The 19,607-nt window shown below is 62.0% G+C and carries 17 protein-coding genes; 7 read left to right on the top strand and 10 right to left on the bottom strand.

What is annotated here, in order from left to right:
- Positions 1-100: 100 nt before the first annotated feature.
- On the top strand, positions 101-1,300 hold the full coding sequence (gene gltS / locus J9893_RS03180) for a sodium/glutamate symporter (RefSeq protein ID WP_041215692.1): 1,200 nt from the start codon (positions 101-103) through the stop codon (positions 1,298-1,300).
- A gap of 284 nt (positions 1,301-1,584) precedes the next feature.
- Here gltS and J9893_RS03175 read toward each other — a convergent pair whose 3' ends face one another.
- Positions 1,585-3,456 (bottom strand): methyl-accepting chemotaxis protein, encoded by a 1,872-nt coding sequence (locus J9893_RS03175; RefSeq protein ID WP_210600877.1) that lies wholly within the window; start codon positions 3,454-3,456, stop codon positions 1,585-1,587.
- A gap of 252 nt (positions 3,457-3,708) precedes the next feature.
- Here J9893_RS03175 and prfB point away from each other — a divergent pair.
- Both prfB and lysS read left to right on the top strand, forming a co-directional pair.
- Positions 3,709-4,807 (top strand): peptide chain release factor 2 gene (gene prfB, locus J9893_RS03170; protein ID WP_102948437.1). Its coding sequence is split into 2 segments (ribosomal slippage): positions 3,709-3,783 and positions 3,785-4,807, totalling 1,098 coding nucleotides; the frame shifts between segments, so codons are not numbered across the junction.
- A 77-nt stretch (positions 4,808-4,884) separates the two neighbouring features.
- Positions 4,885-6,363, top strand: a complete 1,479-nt coding sequence (gene lysS, locus J9893_RS03165; RefSeq protein ID WP_223302609.1) for a lysine--tRNA ligase — start codon at positions 4,885-4,887, stop codon at positions 6,361-6,363.
- Positions 6,364-6,469: 106 nt separating this feature from the next.
- Here lysS and J9893_RS03160 read toward each other — a convergent pair whose 3' ends face one another.
- Positions 6,470-7,282 (bottom strand): PhzF family phenazine biosynthesis protein, encoded by an 813-nt coding sequence (locus tag J9893_RS03160; protein ID WP_210600876.1) that lies wholly within the window; start codon positions 7,280-7,282, stop codon positions 6,470-6,472.
- Between the two features lie 198 nt (positions 7,283-7,480).
- Here J9893_RS03160 and J9893_RS03155 point away from each other — a divergent pair, with 198 nt between their 5' ends.
- The 3 genes from J9893_RS03155 to J9893_RS03145 are packed head-to-tail and all read left to right on the top strand — an operon-like array spanning position 7,481 to position 11,776.
- Complete coding sequence (locus tag J9893_RS03155; protein ID WP_210600903.1) at positions 7,481-9,268, top strand: assimilatory sulfite reductase (NADPH) flavoprotein subunit; 1,788 nt, start codon at positions 7,481-7,483, stop codon at positions 9,266-9,268.
- Positions 9,268-10,980: an assimilatory sulfite reductase (NADPH) hemoprotein subunit gene (gene cysI, locus J9893_RS03150; RefSeq protein WP_143237144.1), complete on the top strand. Its 1,713-nt coding sequence runs from the start codon at positions 9,268-9,270 to the stop codon at positions 10,978-10,980. Before J9893_RS03155 ends, cysI begins: the two co-directional genes overlap by 1 nt.
- Complete coding sequence (locus J9893_RS03145) at positions 10,970-11,776, top strand: phosphoadenylyl-sulfate reductase (RefSeq protein WP_045525747.1); 807 nt, start codon at positions 10,970-10,972, stop codon at positions 11,774-11,776. The genes cysI and J9893_RS03145 overlap by 11 nt, the downstream gene beginning before the upstream one ends.
- Positions 11,777-11,874: 98 nt before the next feature.
- Here J9893_RS03145 and proX read toward each other — a convergent pair whose 3' ends face one another.
- From proX to J9893_RS03110, 7 genes are all read right to left on the bottom strand, one after another.
- On the bottom strand, positions 11,875-12,876 hold the full coding sequence (proX, locus tag J9893_RS03140; protein WP_210600875.1) for a glycine betaine/L-proline ABC transporter substrate-binding protein ProX: 1,002 nt from the start codon (positions 12,874-12,876) through the stop codon (positions 11,875-11,877).
- A complete protein-coding gene (gene proW, locus J9893_RS03135; protein ID WP_042014434.1) occupies positions 12,873-14,021 on the bottom strand; it encodes a glycine betaine/L-proline ABC transporter permease ProW in 1,149 nt (382 codons plus the stop codon). The genes proX and proW overlap by 4 nt, the downstream gene beginning before the upstream one ends.
- On the bottom strand, positions 14,018-15,214 hold the full coding sequence (gene proV, locus J9893_RS03130) for a glycine betaine/L-proline ABC transporter ATP-binding protein ProV (protein WP_210600874.1): 1,197 nt from the start codon (positions 15,212-15,214) through the stop codon (positions 14,018-14,020). The genes proW and proV overlap by 4 nt, the downstream gene beginning before the upstream one ends.
- A 473-nt stretch (positions 15,215-15,687) precedes the next feature.
- Positions 15,688-16,179: a type 3 dihydrofolate reductase gene (gene folA / locus J9893_RS03125; RefSeq protein WP_139738054.1), complete on the bottom strand. Its 492-nt coding sequence runs from the start codon at positions 16,177-16,179 to the stop codon at positions 15,688-15,690.
- Between the two features lie 23 nt (positions 16,180-16,202).
- Positions 16,203-16,670 (bottom strand): threonine/serine exporter family protein, encoded by a 468-nt coding sequence (locus tag J9893_RS03120; RefSeq protein ID WP_010675437.1) that lies wholly within the window; start codon positions 16,668-16,670, stop codon positions 16,203-16,205.
- Between the two features lie 118 nt (positions 16,671-16,788).
- Positions 16,789-17,586: a threonine/serine exporter family protein gene (locus tag J9893_RS03115; RefSeq protein WP_050498274.1), complete on the bottom strand. Its 798-nt coding sequence runs from the start codon at positions 17,584-17,586 to the stop codon at positions 16,789-16,791.
- A 232-nt stretch (positions 17,587-17,818) separates the two neighbouring features.
- Positions 17,819-18,157, bottom strand: a complete 339-nt coding sequence (locus tag J9893_RS03110; RefSeq protein WP_010675440.1) for a DUF3135 domain-containing protein — start codon at positions 18,155-18,157, stop codon at positions 17,819-17,821.
- Positions 18,158-18,564: 407 nt separating this feature from the next.
- Here J9893_RS03110 and mog point away from each other — a divergent pair, with 407 nt between their 5' ends.
- Complete coding sequence (gene mog / locus J9893_RS03105) at positions 18,565-19,095, top strand: molybdopterin adenylyltransferase (protein ID WP_041212474.1); 531 nt, start codon at positions 18,565-18,567, stop codon at positions 19,093-19,095.
- A gap of 31 nt (positions 19,096-19,126) precedes the next feature.
- On the opposite strand, the gene J9893_RS03100 is transcribed toward mog, so the two are convergent.
- Complete coding sequence (locus J9893_RS03100; protein WP_143238290.1) at positions 19,127-19,474, bottom strand: DUF2541 family protein; 348 nt, start codon at positions 19,472-19,474, stop codon at positions 19,127-19,129.
- Positions 19,475-19,607: the final 133 nt, after the last annotated feature.

The following is a 19,607-nucleotide window of genomic DNA, read 5'->3' as shown; positions in this document are numbered from 1 at the left end:
GGCCCCTCTGTCACTGGCGCGTTCGCCACTCTGTTTCATCCCGGCTGGATCCGTGAGTCTTTCTCGCCAAAGACACAGCCGATCAACATGGGAGCACTGAATGCTACAACTTGATGCCTACGCCACCCTGGTCGCCGCGACCCTGGTGCTGCTGCTTGGCCGCCTGCTGGTCAACAAGATAGGACCCCTGCGCACTTTCAACATCCCCAAACCCGTGGCCGGTGGCCTGGTGGTTGCCCTGGTGCTGCTGGTGCTGCGTTCCACCCTGCAGATCGAACTGCAATTTGATACCAGCCTGCAGACGGCCCTGATGCTGACCTTCTTCGCCTCCATCGGCCTCTCCGCCGATCTGGGCAGCCTCAAGCGCGGCGGCAAGGCGGTGGCCACCTTCCTGCTGGTGGTCACCGGCCTGCTGCTGGTGCAGAACACCCTGGGGGTGGGTCTGGCCACCCTGCTGGGGCTGGATCCCCACATGGGGCTGCTGGCCGGCTCCATCACCCTCTCCGGCGGCCACGGCACCGGGGCGGCCTGGGGCTCCATCTTCACCGAGAAATACGGCGTGCAATCCGCCGCCGAGCTGGCGATTGCCTGTGCCACCTTCGGCCTGGTGCTGGGGGGCCTCATCGGCGGCCCGGTGGCCCGTTATCTGGTGAAGAAGGTGCAGGTGCCCGGTGAGGAGCACAACCGTGACGGCGCCCCCCAGGGCTTCGAGATGCCGGACATGGAGCGCCCGCTCACCACCTTCAGCCTGATCGAGACCCTGGCACTCATCGCCATCAGCCTGAAAGGGGGCGAAATGCTGGCCCTCTACCTCAAGGGCGGCGTCTTCGAGTTGCCGATCTTCGTCTGCGTGCTGTTCGTCGGCGTGCTGCTGCGCAACCTGCTCACCCTGCTCAACTGGCACGAAGTGAGCGACCGCGAGGTCTCCCTGCTTGGCAACGTCAGCCTGTCGCTCTTCCTCGCCATGGCGCTGATGAGCCTCAAGCTGTGGGAGCTGGCAAGCCTGGCCCTGCCCATCTTCATACTGCTGGCCGTGCAGACGGTAGCGATGGCGCTCTACGCCATCTTCGTCACCTTCCGGGTCATGGGGCGCAACTATGATGCGGCCGTGCTGGCGGCGGGTCACTGCGGCTTCGGCCTCGGCGCCACCCCCACTGCCATTGCCAACATGCAGGCCATCACCCAGCGCTTTGGCCCCTCCCACCTGGCCTTCCTGGTGGTGCCCATGGTCGGTGCCTTCTTCATCGACATCATCAACGCCGTGGTGATCAAGCTGTTCCTGGCCCTGCCCTTCCTGTGATCCCGGACGCAGGCCCCGTATGACAGAGCCCACCTTGCGGTGGGCTCTGTCATTTCTGCTCGCCAGCAGCACTGAATCCCATCCTTCATGGGTGCCCGCTGGGAAACATCTAAACAAAAAGCCCCGCACTCGGCAGAGTGCGGGGCTTTGTCATGGCGGCCTTGATCGCCGCGTGTCAGAACTTACAGGAAGATGGTCGATACCTGCTGGTTCAAATTGTGGCCTGACCTTCCTTACAAAATAAAGGTCGACACCTGCTGGTTCAGATTGCGGCCTGACCTTCCTTACAAAATAAAGGTCGACACCTGCTGGTTCAGGTTGGTGGCACGCCCCTTGAGGTTGTGCGCCTGATCCAGGTCGCGCATGGCGGAAGCGGTGATCTCGTCGCTCACATCCTTGATGGCAGTGGTGTTCTGGGTGATTTCACCGGTCACCTGGGTCTGCTCCTCGGCGGCGGTGGCGATCTGGCCCGCCATGTCGGAGATGAGGCTGACGGCCTGGGTGATCTCCTCCAGAGCCGCAGCGGCAGCGTCGGCATCCTTCACGCTGTTGTCCGCCAACCCCTGGCTGGTCTGCATCAGGCTCACCGCGCGGGCCGTGGTCTGTTGCAGGGTTTCGATGGTGGACTGGATCTCCTGAGTGGAATCCTGGGTACGGCGCGACAACACCCGCACCTCGTCCGCCACCACGGCGAAACCGCGACCCTGTTCGCCGGCACGGGCCGCTTCGATGGCCGCGTTCAGCGCCAGCAGGTTGGTCTGCTCGGCAATGCCCTGGATGGTGGAGAGGATGCCGGAGATGGCCTGAGCGTGACGGCTCAGCTCACCGATGACGCCGGTCGCCTGCCCCACTTCCTCGGCCAGGTTGTTGATGGACTGGCGAGTCTGGTTCACCAGGATCTTGCCCTGTTCACTGCTCTGGGCGGATTGCTGGGCGGCCGCAGCGGTGTTCTCGGCGTTGCCCGCGATCTCCATGGTGGCACTCGCCATCTCGGTGACGGCGGTGGCGACCATGGTCACCTCCTGTTGCTGGCGCTGCAGCTCTTCCACCGCGGCCTGGTTGGTCACCAGACTGCGTTCGGCATCGGCGTTCAGCTCGTTGGCAAGCTGACGGATGTTGGCGATGAGCTGATGCTGGCTGCCTACGAAGCGATTGAAGCTGCCGGCGAGCTGGCCCACTTCGTCATTGGCGTCGATCTTGATGCGCTGGGTCAGATCGCCGTTACCGTCTGCGATGCGGGCCAGGGCCTGGGACACCTTGGTGAGGGGGCCGAGCAGCAGGCTGACCAGCCAGGAGATGGCCAGGATGCTGCCCACCAGCACCAGCAGGGCCAGGCCGAGCTGGGTTATCAGCAGGGAGGAGAGCGGCGCCTCCAGGGTGCTCTTGTCCAGTACCAGCACCAGCTCCCAATCGGTGTCCGGAATGTCCGTCGCCCACAGCAGCTTGTCACGCCCCTCGTTGTCGAAGAAAGCAGGCACCAGGCTGTTGCTCGCCTTGCTCTGCTCGATCAGGGCATTGGTCAGATCGTTGTCGATCTCGCTGGCCGGCTTCATCGCCTTGGCCGCATCCTTGTAGGCGATGACGGTGCCATCCTTGTGCATCAGGATGGCGAAGCCGTCCGCCGGCAGCTTCATCTTGGTGATGTCATCCACCAGGGAGGCAATGGAGAGATCCCCCCCCACCACGCCGCCCTGGGCAGGCTGGGCCAGGGTCACCACCAGAATGTTGTAGGCCACGTCGAGGTAGGGTTTGGTGACGATCATGCCGCCCTTGGCCATGGCTTCCTGATACCAGCCACGGGAGCGGGGATCGTAACCGTCGCGGTTGATGGAGGGGTCGGAGTCGTTCATCTTGCCGCTGCCCTCACCAAAATAGGTGAGCTGGAAACGGCCGGACACCTGGGCCTGTTGCAGGGCGTTGAGGGGCTCGGCACCGGCCTTGTTGCCAAGGGCCTGGATGACGTCACGACGGGCCGCGAGCCAGTCGCTGACGCTGGCGGCCTGCTGGCTGCCAAGGCGTTGCACCTGTTCCTGACTGTCTTGCAGCAGCATGGACTTCTGGCTGCTGTAGCTCTGCCAGGAGAGCAGCAGGATCACCAGTGACAAGGCGATGACCACAGACAACAGTATCTTCAGCTTGAGTGATAGGTTTTTCATCGTGTTTTCTTCTTGTGGGAGTCGGGAACAGGATCAATCGGGAGTGCGTGGCACTGTGTGTTGTTAGTGGCCAATCCGCGCAAAACTGAAGCGGAGAATGGCGTGAGTGACGATATTTTACGCGGAAATTTTAAAAATGCTGCGGAAAATTGGAGCAGGAAAAAGAGCGGGGCCAGCCAACCCTGTTTATTCCTTCTGCAATTGGCTAGAATATCCCGTTTTTAAATCACATCGACCCCGAGAGTTTTCACGATGTTTGAAGTCAATCCTGTATTAAACAAGCTTAAGGAGCTGTCTGAGAGGACCGAGCTGCTTAGGGGGTACCTTTGACTATGACGCCAAGAAAGAGCGTCTAGAAGAGGTCAATGCCGAGCTGGAACAGCCGGATGTCTGGAACGAACCCGAGCGCGCACAGGCGCTGGGCAAGGAGCGCGTCTCCCTGGAGAACGTCGTCAGCACCATCGATACCCTGACCCAGGGCGTCGATGACGTCGAGATGCTGGTCAGCCTGGCCGTCGAAGGCGAAGACGAAGAGACCTTCAACGAAGCCGTTGTCGAAGCGGACGAACTGGAGGCCAAGCTGGTGGATCTCGAGTTCCGTCGCATGTTCTCCGGTCAGCATGACGGTTCCGACTGCTACATCGACATCCAGTCCGGTTCCGGTGGCACCGAGGCCCAGGACTGGGCCAACATGGTGCTGCGCATGTACCTGCGCTGGGGTGATGCCCACGGCTACAAGCCCGAGCTCATCGAATGCTCCGAAGGCGACGTGGCCGGCATCAAGTCCGCCACCATCAAGTTCACCGGCGAGTATGCCTTCGGCTGGCTGCGCACCGAGACCGGCGTGCACCGTCTGGTACGCAAGTCGCCGTTCGATTCCGGCGGCCGTCGTCACACCTCGTTCTGCTCCGTGTTCGTCTACCCCGAGATCGACGATGACATCGAGATCGAGATCAACCCGGCTGATCTTCGCATCGACGTCTACCGCGCCTCCGGTGCGGGTGGTCAGCACGTCAACCGGACCGAGTCCGCGGTGCGTATCACCCACGTGCCGACCGGCGTGGTGGTGCAGTGCCAGAACGACCGTTCCCAGCACAAGAACAAAGATCAGTGTATGAAGCAGTTGAAGGCCAAGCTCTACGAGCTGGAAATTCAAAAGCAGAACGCTGAGAAGCAAGCCCTCGAAGAGACCAAGTCCGACATCGGCTGGGGCAGCCAGATCCGCTCCTACGTACTGGATGATTCCCGTATCAAGGATCTGCGCACCGGCGTCGAAACCCGCAATACCCAATCGGTACTCGACGGCGACTTGGACAAGTTTATCGAAGCCAGCCTGAAATCAGGCCTGTAAACAGAGCAGCAGGAATCACCATGTCTGAACAAATCACCACCCCGGAAGTCGACCAGACTCTCGAACTGAACAACGAGATGCTTGAGCGTCGCTCCAAGCTGGCCGCCTTGCGCGCCCAGGGCAACCCCTTCCCCAACGATTTCCGTCGTGACAGCCTCTCCGGCGATCTGCACGCCGAATTCGGCGACAAGAGCAATGACGAACTGGTCGCCCTGGGTAAACAGGTGAAGATTGCCGGTCGCATCATGACCCGCCGGATCATGGGCAAGGCGTCTTTCGCGACCCTGCAGGACATGGCTGGCAAGATCCAGATCTACGTGACCCGTGACGATCTGCCGGAAGGCTTCTACAACGAGCAGTTCAAGAAGTGGGATCTGGGTGACATCGTCGGTGTCGAGGGTACCCTGTTCCGCACCAACGCCGGTGAGCTCTCCGTACACGTCTCCACCATCCGCCTGCTGACCAAGGCCCTGCGCCCGCTGCCCGAGAAGCACAAGGGTCTGACCGACCAGGAAGCCCGCTGCCGCCAGCGTTACCTGGACCTGATCGCCAACGAAGAGTCCCGCAAGACCTTCGTGACCCGCACCAAGGTGGTGGCTGGCATTCGCAAGTTCCTGAACGACAAGCGCTTCATGGAAGTGGAAACCCCCATGATGCAAGTCATCCCGGGTGGCGCTTCCGCACGTCCCTTCATCACCCACCACAATGCGCTGGACATCGACATGTACCTGCGTATCGCTCCGGAACTCTACCTGAAGCGTCTGGTGGTCGGTGGTTTCGAACGTGTCTACGAAATCAACCGCAACTTCCGCAACGAAGGCATCTCCGTTCGCCATAACCCCGAGTTCACCATGCTCGAGTTCTATATGGCCTACGCCGATTACATCGATCTGATGGATCTCACCGAAGAGATGCTGCGCACCTTGGCACAGGACATCCTGGGCGATACCAGGATCCGTTACGCCAAAGAGGGCGAAGAGGGCCTGACCATCGATTTCGGTCAGCCGTTCCAGCGCCTCTCCATGGTCGACTCCATCCTGAAGTACAACCCGGGTGTGACCCGTGACGATCTGGCCACTCTTGAGAAGGCCACCGCCGTCGCCAAGGGTCTGAAGATCGAGCTGATGAAGAGCTGGGAGCTGGGCCACGTGATCACCGCGATCTTCGAAGAGACCGTGGAACACATGCTGCTGCAACCGACCTTCATCACCGAGTACCCGGCCGCCGTCTCCCCGCTGGCCCGTCGCAACGACCAGAACCCGGACGTCACCGACCGCTTCGAATTCTTCATCGGCGGCCGCGAGCTGGCCAACGGCTTCTCCGAGCTGAACGATGCAGAAGATCAGGCCGAGCGCTTCCAGGCCCAGGTTGACCAGAAAGCCGCAGGCGATGACGAAGCCATGTTCTACGACGCCGACTTCGTGACCGCACTGGAACACGGTCTGCCGCCGACCGCCGGTCAAGGTATCGGTATCGACCGTCTGGTGATGCTGTTCACCAACAGCCACACCATCCGCGACGTCATCCTGTTCCCGGCCTTGCGTCCACAAAAGTAAGCGCCGCAGAAACAGGGTCGCAGCAAAACGCTGCCGTCCATGGCAATCAAAACGCCCCGCAATTGCGGGGCGTTTTTTTATGCAGAAGTCACACCGTGACGAGCGGTCATCGGTCCGCTGGTACGCCAGGCGGCAGCAGCCACTCCCCCTGCCACAGGGTCAGTGCCCGGCCCGCCATCAGCACCCGTTCCTCCTGCAATTCCAGCCTGAGATCCCCGCCCCGGGCCGAGATCTGGCGGGCCCGCAGCTGCTGCTTGCCGAGCCGCTCGGCCCAGAAGGGCACCAGGGCGCAGTGGTTGGAGCCGGTCACCGGATCCTCGTCTACTCCGACCCAGGGGGCGAAATAGCGGGAGACGAAGTCGTCCTCTCCCCGGCTCGATAGTGCCGTCACCATGATCCCCCGGCCCGGCAGCGCCCGCAGGGCGTGAAAATCGGGGGTGAGCGCGCGGACCTCTTCCTCGCTGGCGAGCTCAAGCAGGAACTTGGCCCCGGCCGCCAGGGTTTGCAGCGGCTGGCAGCCGAGGGCAGCCCCATAGGCAGGATCCAGCTCAAGAGGAGCCAGAGAGATACGCGGAAAGTCGAGCCAGATCCACTCCCCTTCCCGCCGGGCCACCAACTCACCGCTGCGGGTCGCGAAGCGGATGGGGAGATCCCCTGACACCTTCCCCGTCTGCCACAGCACATGGGCCGCCGCCAGGGTGCCATGGCCGCACAAGTCCACCTCCACTTGCGTGGTGAACCAGCGCAACCCGTAATGCCCCTCCCCCAGTTGGGTCAGAAAGGCGCTCTCAGAGAGGTTGAACTCCGCCGCCATGGCCTGCAGCTCGGCGTCGGGCCGCGCTTCCCCCAGCACCACCACGGCGGGGTTGCCTGCGAAGGGGTGATGGCTGAAGGCGTTGACATGATAGAGACGGGACATGGTTGCTCCTTGGGGCATGAGAGATCCCCGGGACAGGGGGCTCGGCAAGGCCATTTTTATATCACGGGCGCCCCGGGGCTGAGATGGATTTTGGCTTTATAAATTCATAAATCGCATAAAGAAGATATTTTTATTCTTTGTTGTTATTCATTACACCCCTTACCCTGACCAAAAATCAGACCATGGAAGACATGTGTGATGCCATTGACAGCCCCCACCCTGAGCCCGCTCTCTGACGAACAGCAGCGCCAGCTCAACCAAGTTCTCACCACCCTCAATACCCAGCAACTGGCCTGGGTCAGCGGTTATCTCTACGGCCTCTCCCAGGCGGGCGTCCAGCCCGTGGCGAGCGCAGGTGCAGAAGTCGCGGCTCCCGGCGGCAGCCTGACCATTCTCTACGGCTCCCAGACCGGGAATGCCAAGGGCGTGGCCAGCGCCATCAAGGCCCAGGCCGAGGCCCGCGGCCTGCCGGTGACCCTCACCTCCATGGCGGACTACAAACCCAAGCAGCTCAAGAAAGAGAGCCACCTGCTGGTGGTAGTGAGCACTTACGGGGAGGGGGAGCCCCCCGAGAGCGCCGTCGATCTGTTCGAGCAGCTCAAAAAGGGCAAGGTCGGCAAGCTGGAAGGGCTCAAGTTTGCCGTGCTGGGGCTGGGTGACAGCTCCTATGAGTTCTTCTGCCAGACCGGCAAGGATTTCGATGGTTTCCTCGCCAAAGCGGGGGCCGAGCGCATCCATGAGCTAGCTAGCCTCGATGTGGATTATCAGGATGCCGCCAAGGCCTGGGGCGAGCAGGCCGTTGCGGCGGTCGCCGCCACCCTCTCAGCCGGCGCCGCGACCGCCAGCGTGGCGGGCTCGGTGCAGGCCGCCGTCGGCCACAGCCAGTACAACAAGGAGAACCCCTTCCCGGCCAGACTCTCGGTGAACCAGAAGATCACCGGCCGCGACTCCACCAAGGACATCCGTCACATCGAGATCAACCTGGAAGAGTCCGGCATCACCTATCAACCGGGGGATGCGCTCGGCATCTGGTTCGACAACGACGCCGATCTCGTGGGGGAAGTGCTGGCCCTGACCGGTCTGACCGGTGACGAGGCCACCCCCCATGGCAGCCTGCGCGAGGCGCTGACCCGTCACTACGAACTGACCCGGCTGCACGGGGGCCTGATCACTGGCCTCGCCGAGATCACGAACAACGCGGCGCTCAAAGATCTGGCCGGTGACAAGGCCCAGGTCAACGCCCTGGTGGCCAGCGCCCAGGTGGTGGACGTACTGAAACGCTTCCCGGCTTCCTTGAGTGCCGATCAACTGATCGCACTGCTGCGCCCCCTCACCCCCCGCCTCTACTCCATCGCCTCCGCCCAGAGCGAGGTGGAAGAAGAGGTGCACCTGACCGTCGGCGTGGTGCGCTACCGCCAAGAAGATGGCACAGTGCGAAGCGGCGGCGCCTCCTCCTATCTGGCGGACCGTCTGCCGGAAGATGCCGAGGTCCGGGTGTTCGTGGAGCACAACGACAACTTCCGCCTGCCCGCCAATCCCGACACCCCCGTCATCATGGTGGGGCCGGGCACCGGCATTGCCCCGTTCCGCGCCTTCCTGCAGGAGCGGGAAGCACAGGGGGCAGAGGGCAAGAACTGGCTCTTCTTCGGCAACCCCCACTTCACTCAGGACTTCCTCTATCAGGTGGAGTGGCAGCGTTATGTGAAATCGGGACTGCTGTCCAAAATCTCCCTGGCCTTCAGCCGGGATCAGGCCAACAAGATTTATGTGCAGGACCGCCTGCGCGAGGCAGGGCTTGAGCTCTACCAGTGGCTGGAAGCAGGCGCTCACTTCTATGTGTGTGGCGACGCCAACCACATGGCGAAGGATGTGCAGGAAGCCCTGCTGGAAGTGATTGCGGAACACGGCCACAAGAGCCGTGAGGAAGCAGAAGAGTATCTGAGCGAATTGCGTCGTGCCAAACGTTATCAAAGGGATGTCTATTGATGAGCAAACAACTTATTCCGGGACCGGTCGAAGGGCCGCTGGCTGACAACGAACGCCTCAAGCGCGAGAGCAACTTCCTGCGCGGCACCATCGCCGAAGATCTGCAGGACCCGCTCACCGGCGGCTTCAACGGCGACAACTTCCAGCTGATCCGCTTCCACGGCATGTATCAGCAGGATGACCGCGACATCCGCCCGGAGCGCGCCGCCCAGAAGCTGGAGCCCCTGCACAACGTCATGCTGCGCGCACGCCTGCCCGGCGGCATCATCACCCCGGCCCAGTGGCAGGTGATCGACAAGTTCGCCGAAGAACACAGCATGTACGGCAGCATCCGCCTGACCACCCGCCAGACCTTCCAGTTCCACGGGGTACTGAAGCGCGACATCAAGCTGATGCACCAGACCCTCAACAGCACCGGTATCGACTCCATCGCCACCGCGGGGGACGTGAACCGCAACGTGCTCTGCACGAGCAACCCGGTGGAGTCCGAGTTGCACCAGGAGGCCTACGAGTGGGCCAAGAAGATCTCCGAGCACCTGCTGCCCAAGACCCGCGCCTACGTGGAGATCTGGCTGGATGGCGAGAAGCTGGGGGGTGACGAGGAGCCGATCCTGGGCTCCAACTACCTGCCGCGCAAATTCAAAACGACCGTGGTCATCCCGCCCCACAACGATGTGGACATCCACGCCAACGATCTCAACTTCGTGGCCATTGCCGAACACGGCAAGCTGGTGGGCTTCAACGTGCTGGTGGGGGGCGGTCTGGCCATGACCCACGGCGACACCACCACCTACCCGCGCAAGGCGAGCGACTTTGGCTTCATTCCGCTCTCCCACGTGCTGGAGGTGGCGGCCGCCGTGGTCAGCACCCAGCGCGACTGGGGCAACCGGGTCAACCGCAAGAACGCCAAGACCAAGTACACCCTTGAACGGGTGGGGGTCGAGGCCTTCAAGGCCGAGGTGGAGAACCGCGCCGGCATCCAGTTCGGGCCGGTTCACCCCTATGAATTCACCAGCCGTGGCGATCGCTTCGGCTGGGTGGAGGGGATCGACGGCAAGCACCACCTGACCCTGTTTATCGAGAACGGCCGCCTGCTGGACTTCCCGGGCAAGCCCCTCAAGACCGGCATGCTGGAGATCGCCAAGGTGCATCAGGGGGACTTCCGCCTCACCGCCAACCAGAACCTCATCATCGCGGGCGTGCCTGCCGGCGAGAAGGCACGCATCGAAGCCCTGGCGCGCCAGTACGGTCTGCTGGATGACGGCGTGAGCGAGCAGCGCAAGCAGTCCATGGCCTGTGTGGCCCTGCCCACCTGCCCCCTGGCGATGGCCGAGGCCGAGCGCATGCTGCCTGCCTTCGTCACCGACATCGAGGGGCTGCTGGCCAAGCACGGCCTGGCGGATGACGCCATCATCTTCCGGGTCACCGGCTGCCCCAACGGCTGCGGCCGCGCCATGCTGGCGGAAGTGGGTCTGGTGGGCAAGGCGCCGGGTCGCTACAACCTGCACCTGGGGGGCAACCTCGAGGGGACCCGCATCCCGCGCCTGCACCTGGAGAACATCACCGAGCCGCAGATCCTGGCCGAACTGGACGCCCTGATCGGCCGCTGGGCCAAGGATCGCAACCCGGGTGAGTGCTTCGGCGATTTTGTCATTCGCGCCGGGATCATCGCCCCGGTTATCGACTCCGCGAGGGACTTCTATGCAGCCTGAACAGACTGATACAGCCCGGCTGGCGCGCACCGCCGACGGCCGGCTCGACCTCGACGCCCTCCTGGCCCTGGGCCGGGAGGAGCAGGTCGAGGCGCTGGCCCCCCTCAACCGGGCGCTGGACGCCATGAGCGCCCCCGAGCGGGTGCGCTGGGCCCTGGCCAACCTGCCGGGGGAGCATGTGCTGTCATCGAGTTTCGGCATCCAGGCGGCGCTCATGCTGCACCTGGTGAGCCGCGAGCGGGCCGACGTGCCCGTGGTGCTGACCGACACCGGTTACCTCTTCCCCGAGACCTACCGTTTCATCGACGAGCTGACCGAGCGTCTCGCGCTCAACCTCAAGATCTACCGGGCCGAGCTCAGTCCGGCCTGGCAGGAGGCCCGCTTCGGCCTCCTGTGGGAGCAGGGGGTGGAGGGGATCACCCGCTACAACCAGCTCAACAAGGTGGAGCCCATGGACCGCGCCCTGAACGAGCTGGGTGCCCGCACCTGGTTCTCGGGCCTGCGCCGTGAGCAGTCCGGCAGCCGGGGCAAGCTGCCGGTGCTGGCCATTCAGCGCGGTCGCTTCAAGTTCCTGCCGGTGATCGACTGGAGCAACAAGGACGTCTTCTACTACTTCAAGGAGTTCGACCTCCCCTACCACCCCTTGTGGGAGCAGGGCTACCTCTCGGTCGGCGACGTGCACACCACCGCCAAGTGGGAGCCCGGCATGAGCGAGGAGCAGACCCGCTTCTTCGGCCTCAAGCGCGAGTGCGGCCTGCATGAGGAAGGTGGCGAGAGCGACGGCTCCGGCATCTGATCCCCCGGCCCGGCCATGTGCTGCGCCCGCCCACAAAAAAACGCCCGGCAACTGCCGGGCGTTTTTCTTTGCGCAAAAGGGTGATGTACCGCCCTTCATTACATGGCGGCGGCGCGCGCCTGATTCAGCCAGTCGTTCACCAGCGCCTCGTGGCCCTTGAGCCAGGCATCGGCATGACGTTCCACGTCCGCCGGCTTGTTCTGCCCCTTGTTCATCAGGCCGTTCTGCACGTTGATGTCATTGAGCGGCAGCTTGACGATGGAGAAGAGCCTGGCGGCGGCCGGATTGGCTTCGGCAAACCGCTTGTTGGCAACAATGTGCATGGTGTTCACCGCAAAGCCGTAGTTCTTGCCGTTCGGCAAACGGGTCTTGGCCGCATCCGGGGCATCGGCGGGAACTTCCAGCCACACCACATCCTTGCCCGGCACCAGTTCACTGCTGAGCCAGTAGGGGGTCCAGGTGTAATAGAGCACCGGCTTGCCGGCCTGGTAGCGAGCCAGGGTATCGGCGATCAGCGCCGCGTAGTTGCCCTGCTTGTGCGCCACCGTGGGGGTCAGACCAAAGGCGTCGAGGTGATGGTTGATCGCCCCCTCGCAGCCCCAGCCGGGGTTGCAACCGATGAGGTCGGCCTTGCCGTCGCCATCCCCGTCAAACAGCGCCGCCACCTCGGGATCCTTGAGCTGGCCCAGGTTGGTGATGCCGTATTGAGTCGCGGTCTTCTTGTCGATGAGGTACCCCTGGGCGGCACCGGCCACATAGGTGCCCTCACGGAAGAACACCTTGTCGCCCCCCGCCTGCTCGTACTTGTTGTCCTGCAGCGGCACCCAGTTGAACGCGAGGAAGGTGCCGTCTCCCTGGGCCACCGAGGCATAAGCCACGTTGTAGTCCACCTCCTGGGCGGGCTGGACATCGTAACCCAGACGCGCCATCAGCTTGCTCACCAGCAGGCTCTGGAAGGCCTCTTCCGGCAAGGAGCTCTGCAGGGGCTGAACGCGAACCCCCTCCCCCGGCAACTCGGCGCTGGCCATGGCGAGCGGGCTCAGCAGTTGGGTACTCAGCAGCAATGTGCCCAGGGTCAATCCTTTGGTGGTCTGTCTCATGCGTTTACTCCTTTGTAATCGATTTTCTTGTCACGACCGGCCAGGCGCAGCAGCAGGGCGGCGGGGCCGTGCTGATACCAGCGGCCGGTACGGGTGCGATCCGGTTGCCCCATCGCCTGGGTGAGGCGGTCGAGCACGATGGCCAGCAGCACGATGCCGAGGCCGCCGATGGAGGCGAGCCCCATGTCGAGCCGGCCGATGCCGCGCAGCACCATCTGGCCGAGGCCCCCCACCGCGATCATGGAGGCGATCACCACCATGGAGAGCGCCAGCATCAGGGTCTGGTTGACCCCGGCCATGATGGTGGGCATGGCGAGTGGCAGCTGTACCTTGAACAGCAACTGGGAGGGGCTGGCACCGAACGAGTGGGCCGCCTCCACCAGATCCGTGGGCACCTGGCGAATGCCCAGCATGGTGAGCCGGATCATGGGCGGCAGGGCGAAGATGACGGTCACCACCACCCCGGGCACGTTGCCGATGCCAAACAGCATCACGATGGGGATGAGGTAGACGAATGCCGGGGTGGTCTGCATGGCATCCAGCAGCGGCCGGGTCCAGGTGGAGAGCCGCTCGCTGCGGGCCAGCAGGATGCCGGTGGGCAACCCCAGCAGCACGCAGAAGAACAGCGAGGTCAGCACCAGGGACAGGGTCACCATGGCATCGGACCAGGCCCCGATGAGCCCGATCCCCACAAGAGATACGAGCGTGCCGAGCGCCATGCGGCCGTTCACCAGTTGCCAGGCAAGCAGGGCCAGGAGCCCCATCATCAGGGTGGAGGGCACCGTCTGCAGCAGATGGGTCATGGCGTTCAGGGTCAGCTCCACCGGTGCGCGGATCAGCTGGAACAGCGGCCGCAGGTTCTCCACCAGCCAACCGATGCCCCCTTCCACCCAGGTATCCAGCGGCACCAGCGCCTGCTGGAAAGGATCCAGCCAGTCGATGGCGGTTGTGGTGTCGGCGGCTTCGATCTGGTTCTGCCAGTCGGTGGCCTGGGTGTCGGTACTGCCCCAGGGATCGGACACCTCGGTGGACGCAGGCGCGCTCCAGGGGTCTGCCGCCACCTCATCGGCCCGCAGGGAAGGGCTCGCCAGCAGCACCAGGGCCAGCAGCCCGCTCAGCAAGAAATGGGGATTCATCAGCTTCATGCCGGGGTACTCCTGTCCAGGGTATTGAGCAGATTGGCCTTGGAGATGAGGCCGAGGTAAGTGCCATCCTCCTCGACCACGGGCACCTGACAGGGGGCGGCCGCCACCTGGCTGATCAGTTCATTGAGGGCGGTGTCCGCCAGAATGGGCTGAATGTCCCCCAGCAGCGCCTGCTCCAGGCTGCCTTTGGCCCTGACCGCCTGACCGAGCGACTCCACCGAGACGACCCCGAGGAAGCGGCGGCTGCGATCCACCACGTACCCGAACTCCCGCTCAAGCTCCTTGAGCTGGCGCAGGGCGTTGCCCGGCCCGTCGGTGGTGTGTTTCTTGATGAGGGGCACCTGCTTGCGGCTGGCCACATCGCGGGCGCTGAACACATGGGCCAGATCCACACCGCGAAAGAAGGCGCGCACATAGTCGTTGGCGGGCTGGTTCAGGATCTCGTCCGGGGTGCCCACCTGCACCAGCTGGCCATCCTGCATGATGGCGATGCGATCGCCGATGCGCATCGCCTCGTCCAGATCGTGGGAGATGAAGACGATGGTGCGCTGCTGGCTGGCCTGCAGCTTGAGCAGCTCATCCTGCATCTCGGTGCGGATCAGGGGATCCAGCGCGGAGAAAGCTTCGTCCATCAGCAGGATGTCGGGGTCATTGGCAAGGGCCCGGGCCAGCCCGACCCGCTGCTTCATGCCGCCGGAGAGGGCATCCGGATAAGCCTCTATCCACTGTCCCAGCCCCACCTGATGGAGCGCCTGACGGGCGCTCTGCTGGCGCTCCGCCAGCGGTACACCGGCCAGCTCCAGCCCGAAGGCGGTATTTTCCAGCACACTCAGGTGCGGCATCAGGGCGAAGGACTGGAATACCATGCTGATCTTCTTGCGGCGCACCCGGCGCAGTTCGCGCTCCGAGATGGCGGCGATGTCCTCGCCATCGATCAGCACCTGGCCGCGGGTCGGCTCGATCAGCCGGTTGAAAAGACGCACCAGGGTGGATTTGCCCGAACCGGAGAGGCCCATCACCACGAAGATCTCCCCTTCGTTGATGGCCAGATTGACATCCTGGACCCCCAGGGTCTGTCCGGTCTTTTTCAGGATACTGGCGCGATCATGCCCTTTCGCCAGCAGTTTGAACGCTTTATCCGGCTGATCGCCGAAGATTTTGTAGAGGGATTTGACCTCGAGTTTGACTGTCATATTGTCCTTTTTTCTTGGCCGACGCCTTGCCTGGCAAACCGTCGAACGTGAGCCAATTACTTTCAACACTAAGCAATCTCACACCCAAACAAAAGAACCAATTGAAGCCAATCTAGAGAACTTGAATTTAACTCATTGATTTTTATTAGTTATTTTTATTCATAAAAAACCATTAAATCACGATAAAAACGCCTATAACAGACAGGGTCGCCACAGTAATGATGCACTTTCAGCACATTTCATTAATGATTAAAGGGCGTTAGCAGCAGGCGAAAAGAGAGGGTGGGGACGACGGCGCCCATCGGGGCGATAAATGGCTTATTAATTACACAACTAATGATTTTGATGTCACGCATTCCGGATATTGCTTCAGGCACCTTCAGCCATGCCGGTTCAGCCCCCTTCTCTTTGCAGTAACAGGGCACAAAAAAGCCCCCGGCTGTCGCAAGGGGCTCTTCATGGCATCAGAGGGCTCAGCGCCGCTGCCAGGTCTCGAAACAGTAGGGGTGGGGATTCTTCTCGTCAGGCTGATGGGACTCGCGCTCGATGCAGGACCAGTCGCCCTCGTCAAAGGCCGGGAAGCGGGTATCCCCCTCCACCGCCAGATCGATGCGGGTCAGATAGAGCCTGTCGGCCCGTGGCAGCAGCTGGCCGTAGAGATGCCCCCCCCCGATCACCATCAGCTCCGCGACGTCACTATCCGCCAGCAGGGCCAGTGCGGCCTCCACCGAGTCGATAACCTCCACGCCGTCGGCCCGGTAGTCGGGGTTGCGGCTGATCACCAGATTGCGGCGCCCGGGCAGCGGTCGTCCGATGGATTCAAAGGTCTTGCGCCCCATCAGCACCGGCTTGCCCAGAGTGACCCGCTTGAAGTGGGCCAGATCCGCCGGCAGGTGCCAGGGCATCTGGTTGTCCAGCCCTATCACCCGATCGTGGGCCATGGCGGCAATCATGGAAATCATCATGGGGTCAACCTCTCGCACCGTCGTCAGATAATGGGGCGGTTACGGTACACGACCAGAGAGGGGATCGCCAAACCGAAACTCAGTGCCCCCACGATAAACAGCGCCTTGAGGCCGTTCTCCACCGCGCTCTGAAGCAGCTCCATGGTCACCCCGGAGATATTGAGCTCCACGATGGCGATCATGGTCTTGAACGCATAGCTGCCCGGGATCATGGGGATGATGGAGGCGACGCTGAACACCGGGCGCGGTGCCAGCAGGCGGCGCGACCAGTAGACACAGACAAAACCGACCGTGGTCGCCGCTGCCAGGGTGGCCCACTCGATGGGCATGCCGTAGTGGATGAGCAGGGTACGCAGGCTGTGGGCCAACGCGCCCCCCATGGCGCAATATTTGAGCATCCGTGGCGGCACGTTGAACAGCATGGCAAAGCCCACCGCCGGAATGGCCGACCAGAAGGCATCCTTGGCCAGCAACCAGAGCAGTTCCATCATACCTTCCACCCCCAGATACCGGTCACCGACATGGCGAGCATGATCCCGATATGGTTCCGCGCGCTGATGGATAGCCGGTTTGCCCCGATCAACAGGGTCGATACAACGTCAAAGATCTTCATACTTTCCACCCCCAGATACCCGTCACCGACATGGCGAGAATGATCCCTATGGCTGCGCTGATGGTCAGCAGTGTCGCCGTGCCCCAGCGGGCCAGCCCCATGTTGAAGTAACCCTTCACCATGTCGGAGACCGCATTGATGAGCGGGAACCCCGGCACCAGCAGCAACACGCTGGCGGCCATGGCGAGATAGGGTTGTTCGCCCCAGCCGAAGAAGGTGGCGCTGGAAGCGAGCAGGGTGGCGATAAACCCGGTGGCGGCAAAGTTGATGAGGGGGCTGTGGTGATGGCGGGCAATGAGCTGGCGCACCCGCATGGCGACCGAGGCCGAGCAGCAGGTCACCAGGAAGATGGGCCAGTCACCGCCAAACAGCAGGCAGAAGGCACCGCAGGAGAGCCCCACCATGGGCACCACCAGCCAGGGGTGATAGTGGAACGGCGTGATGGCCTCGAGGCGCTGACGTACCTCGCGCGCGCCGATAAGCGACTTTTCCGTCATGATGCAGATGCGCTGGATTTCGCACACCACCTGCATGTTGATGCCGTGCTCCCGCACCCGGCGGGTGGTGGTGACGCAACTGCCCTGGTAGAGGCTGGTGAGGACGATGGCGCTGGAAGAGATGGCCATCTCGACGCTCTCCAGCCCGAGCGCCATGCCCAGGCGGACCGTGGTCTGCTCGATGATGCGGCTCTCCGCCCCAAACTGGGCCAGCATCTGGCCCGCCTTGACGATGATCCGGGTGATCTCCGTCTGCTGCTCTCGCGACAGCACCCTTCCTGGTGTGATGCTTCTCATGATCCCTTTGAGTCATAGCAAGATGAAATGTGTCTGGATATTACCCCAAAATAAATACACCTTCATCCATCTCTATCGGACTGCGGGCACTGGTCACTATTATTCAGCCGCCCGGGGAATATTTGCAGCAAATAAAAAACAATTCACCCAACTTGCTTAACAACTTGTTTGAGAAGGGGTGAAACAAATTAATAAATACCCTGTTTTTTTATCTCTTGAACAGGGCCGTGAATTATTTCCGTTTCAGATAACTGGAAAACGCTATCACATTATCCGGCAGCGGGGGCTCTGCCATTTCCTGACAAGATTCGTTCTGCAGATCCAGAATGTGCTGGCGCATGGCGTAGACGGAGTCATGCATCATGTTGGCTATCCGGATGCAGCTGTCGAGGTTGTTTCTTGCCAGGCGGCGCTGGCAGTCGATGCGAAATTGCAGACCTCGCAACCGACGTTGCCGCTCTGGCCCCACCTGGGCGATCAGGGTCTCTATCTGCTGGTGCAGCAGCGCGTCGAGTCGCTCCGGCTCGGCCAGCGCCCAGTACTTCAGGGTATCGAAATCAGGCAGCTCCATATACCCTCCTGGCCGGACCTCGCCCATAGAATGGAACGACGCCGGGCACATCACTATTTCACTGTCCCTAGGGAAGGTTATATAGGATGGTGGCGATTTTGGGCCATTCACCGCCGAGCCACAGGAGTCCGGTTTTTGGCACGAATTGCGCATCGTTGGCGGAAAAAATCATTTATTCCTTATGATTCATGAAATTAACCGAATCCGGCCTGCGTCAGTTTTTTTATAAAATTTCAGCGTCATTTTTCTCGGCCTTATTCCTTATTAACGGACTTTTCTCAAAATTGTTTTTCATTCGACTCTCCCCCAGGCTCAATGCCCTCCCCTTGCCTCATCCGGCGGTTTAACATATCTCACTGATTATGTTATTTTATTTACCACTTTATTACGGCAACCAAGGGCAGACCATGAGCAAGGCAAGAATCGGTATCGTCACCGTCAGCGATCGCGCCAGTGCAGGCATCTACGAAGATCTCTCCGGCAAGGCCATCATCGACACCCTGAACGCCTACCTGACCTCGGAATGGGAGCCCGTCTATCAGGTGATCCCCGACGAGCAGGATCAGATTGAGGCGACCCTGGTTCGGCTGGTGGACGATGAGCAGTGCTGCCTTGTCGTTACCACGGGGGGCACAGGGCCGGCCAGGCGGGATGTGACCCCGGAGGCCACCGAGGCGGTGTGCGATCGCATGATGCCGGGCTTTGGCGAGCTGATGCGGGCCGAGTCCCTCAAGTTCGTGCCGACCGCCATCCTGTCGCGCCAGACCGCCGGCCTGCGCGGCAGCTCGCTCATCGTCAACCTGCCGGGCAAGCCCAAATCGATCCGCGAGTGCTTGGATGCGGTCTTCCCCGCCATTCCCTACTGCATCGACCTGATGGAAGGGCCCTATCTCGAGTGCGACGAGGCCATCATCAAACCGTTCCGCCCGAAGAAATAAGCACTGGGCGGGGATTTCCCCCGCCCTTTGCTCATTTGCGCCCGTATACCTTGACCCCGGCCTTGCTCCCTTCCGAATTGCCGTACACCTCGATCCGCTTGATGCAGAGCCGGCTGCCGAGGGATTGCCACCCCGACTCCTGATCCTCTTTCAGATCCTTGTCGAAATAGAGGGTCTTGCTGCGATCGTTGCCATAAAACACCTTGACCCGCTCCAGGGTCAATTCCCGTCCTGCCTTGACCATGATGGATTTGGTCGGCCGGCAGGCGAGCATGGGAATGATGGCGGGATGATCGCCGACCCCGAGCAGAATGGTCTGCCCCAAGCGGATATCCTCGTCGGCCATGGCGGGGGGAACAGCAGCCCCCAGCAGCGCCATGGGTACGCAGATGCGCAACGCGCGGGCAAGAGTGGACAAGGAGTAAAGGGAAAACAGCGCTGACATGATGCCTCCTGAAAAAAGGAGTCATGATAAGGGCCCGATGCCAGACCCAAGCTGTACTGGCCCTGTA

Source organism: Aeromonas sp. MaB10011B (assembly GCF_017939325.1).
Classification (GTDB): Bacteria; Pseudomonadota; Gammaproteobacteria; order Enterobacterales; family Aeromonadaceae; genus Aeromonas; species Aeromonas caviae.
This window is presented reverse-complemented; position numbering and strand designations above follow the sequence as displayed.

Coding starts and splice junctions, on each gene's coding strand:
- gltS (WP_041215692.1), top strand. CDS start 101: ATGCTACAACTTGATGCCTACGCCACCCTGGTCGCCGCGACCCTGGTG.
- J9893_RS03175 (WP_210600877.1), bottom strand. CDS start 3,456: ATGAAAAACCTATCACTCAAGCTGAAGATACTGTTGTCTGTGGTCATC.
- lysS (WP_223302609.1), top strand. CDS start 4,885: ATGCTTGAGCGTCGCTCCAAGCTGGCCGCCTTGCGCGCCCAGGGCAAC.
- J9893_RS03160 (WP_210600876.1), bottom strand. CDS start 7,282: ATGTCCCGTCTCTATCATGTCAACGCCTTCAGCCATCACCCCTTCGCA.
- J9893_RS03155 (WP_210600903.1), top strand. CDS start 7,481: ATGCCATTGACAGCCCCCACCCTGAGCCCGCTCTCTGACGAACAGCAG.
- cysI (WP_143237144.1), top strand. CDS start 9,268: ATGAGCAAACAACTTATTCCGGGACCGGTCGAAGGGCCGCTGGCTGAC.
- J9893_RS03145 (WP_045525747.1), top strand. CDS start 10,970: ATGCAGCCTGAACAGACTGATACAGCCCGGCTGGCGCGCACCGCCGAC.
- proX (WP_210600875.1), bottom strand. CDS start 12,876: ATGAGACAGACCACCAAAGGATTGACCCTGGGCACATTGCTGCTGAGT.
- proW (WP_042014434.1), bottom strand. CDS start 14,021: ATGAAGCTGATGAATCCCCATTTCTTGCTGAGCGGGCTGCTGGCCCTG.
- proV (WP_210600874.1), bottom strand. CDS start 15,214: ATGACAGTCAAACTCGAGGTCAAATCCCTCTACAAAATCTTCGGCGAT.
- folA (WP_139738054.1), bottom strand. CDS start 16,179: ATGATGATTTCCATGATTGCCGCCATGGCCCACGATCGGGTGATAGGG.
- J9893_RS03120 (WP_010675437.1), bottom strand. CDS start 16,670: ATGATGGAACTGCTCTGGTTGCTGGCCAAGGATGCCTTCTGGTCGGCC.
- J9893_RS03115 (WP_050498274.1), bottom strand. CDS start 17,586: ATGAGAAGCATCACACCAGGAAGGGTGCTGTCGCGAGAGCAGCAGACG.
- J9893_RS03110 (WP_010675440.1), bottom strand. CDS start 18,157: ATGGAGCTGCCTGATTTCGATACCCTGAAGTACTGGGCGCTGGCCGAG.
- mog (WP_041212474.1), top strand. CDS start 18,565: ATGAGCAAGGCAAGAATCGGTATCGTCACCGTCAGCGATCGCGCCAGT.
- J9893_RS03100 (WP_143238290.1), bottom strand. CDS start 19,474: ATGGCGCTGCTGGGGGCTGCTGTTCCCCCCGCCATGGCCGACGAGGAT.